The following is a 1,437-nucleotide window of genomic DNA, read 5'->3' as shown; positions in this document are numbered from 1 at the left end:
GACGGAGACGGACGCGATCACGCTCGCGACGATGCACAGTGCCAAGGGGCTGGAATTTCCCATTGTCTATATTCTCGATGCCAATGAAGGCATCACGCCGCACAGCCGCGCGATGCTGGACGAGGATATGGAGGAAGAACGACGTCTGTTCTATGTGGCAATGACGCGTGCAAAGACCCGGCTGCATGTATATGCGGTGCGGGAGAGGTACCATAAAAAGGCGGAAGTATCGCGGTTTGTGTGGGAGTATCTGGGGCGGGATGGAGATAGCAGGTAACGAAATTCACAATGAAAATCGGGAAATCATATAAATGACGGTATTAAACATATATTGTGTACGGTTTATTGAAATTTTTTGAAAATTGTTTAATAATAACATCAAGAGAATGAATCTTCATGGGCGTCAAAAGAGATGAAAGGGAAACAGAGAGGAGATGGGAGAATGAAAGGTATACGAAGGGCGGCAGCGATGTGTCTGACAATGACATTGGCAGTATCGACATTATTTGGAAATACAGCATGGGCGGATATGCCGCAGAAGACGGAGAAGAAAAAATGTGTCCATGTGCATACCGAGGAGTGCTACGGCGAGCCGGATGAGGAAGCAACCTCGTCCCAGATAGGAGAAGAGCCGACGGAATGTACCCACATCTGCACTGTAGAAAGCGGATGCATACGGAATACAGCCGTGTCTTCCGGTACGAACGAGGACGATTCTGAAACCGGGCCGGATGATGAAGAAACCAACGATCAGAAGAATTCTGCCGACAAAGCAGAGGATGACGAGAAACAGGAGGATGCACCTTCCGTCAGTACACCATCGGATATGGAAGATACGACAGTTCCAGGCGGAACAGTGATACCGGCTGTGAAGTCCCAGATCTTCTCCTGGTCCTGGTATGATCCGGAAGAGAATCTGCTGGATGGCAAATTAGAGCTTAGCGGAGTTACCGAGGAAGCCCAGCCATCCTTCGAAGAGGTCACGGAGTACTTACCACAGGCTATTATTGCCCAGGTCGGAGAAGAAAGCGAAGCTGGTAAAGAGGAAAAACTTCCGATCACTGGCTGGAGCTGTAACGAGTATGTGCAGGATGAAGAAGGTTGCTGGCCGCTGGAAGGCACCTATGAGTTTGCAGCAGAGCTGCCGGAGGCATATGAACTGGCGGAAGATGTAGACGCACTGGTGGTGGAAGTGTCTGTGACGGGAGACCAGGCGGCGTTGACGGCGTATGATCCTAATAATGTTGTGTTAAGTGTAAATTTTGAAGAAGGGGAATCTTTTAAAAATCTTGCCTATAATGAGAGTGGGTTTTCTAGTCTTCGCAACGACGTAATGAATTTATTGAAGCAGCACGGTATAACGGTTACTAGTTCAGGAGAAAATAGATTTCAATTAATAATGACGAATGCTTCCATACAGAACCTTGAGTTAAGCAG

2 protein-coding genes are annotated in these 1,437 nt (G+C 48.1%); both read left to right on the top strand.

The annotated features are described in order from the left end of the window. Nucleotides 1-277, top strand: a 277-nt coding sequence (locus tag QVO97_RS12640) for a 3'-5' exonuclease (protein WP_288189781.1), incomplete at its 5' end; no start/stop codon positions are given. A gap of 165 nt (nt 278-442) precedes the next feature. Continuing rightward, a partial coding sequence (locus QVO97_RS12635; RefSeq protein ID WP_369678428.1) for a hypothetical protein occupies nt 443-1,437 on the top strand: 995 nt, incomplete at its 3' end.

It is taken from the genome of Clostridium sp. CAG:43 (genome assembly GCF_000434655.1).
GTDB classification, from domain to species: domain Bacteria; phylum Bacillota; class Clostridia; order Lachnospirales; family Lachnospiraceae; genus Otoolea; species Otoolea fessa.
The sequence above is the reverse complement of the archived record's forward strand: the minus strand, read 5'-3'. Positions and strand labels throughout refer to the sequence as shown.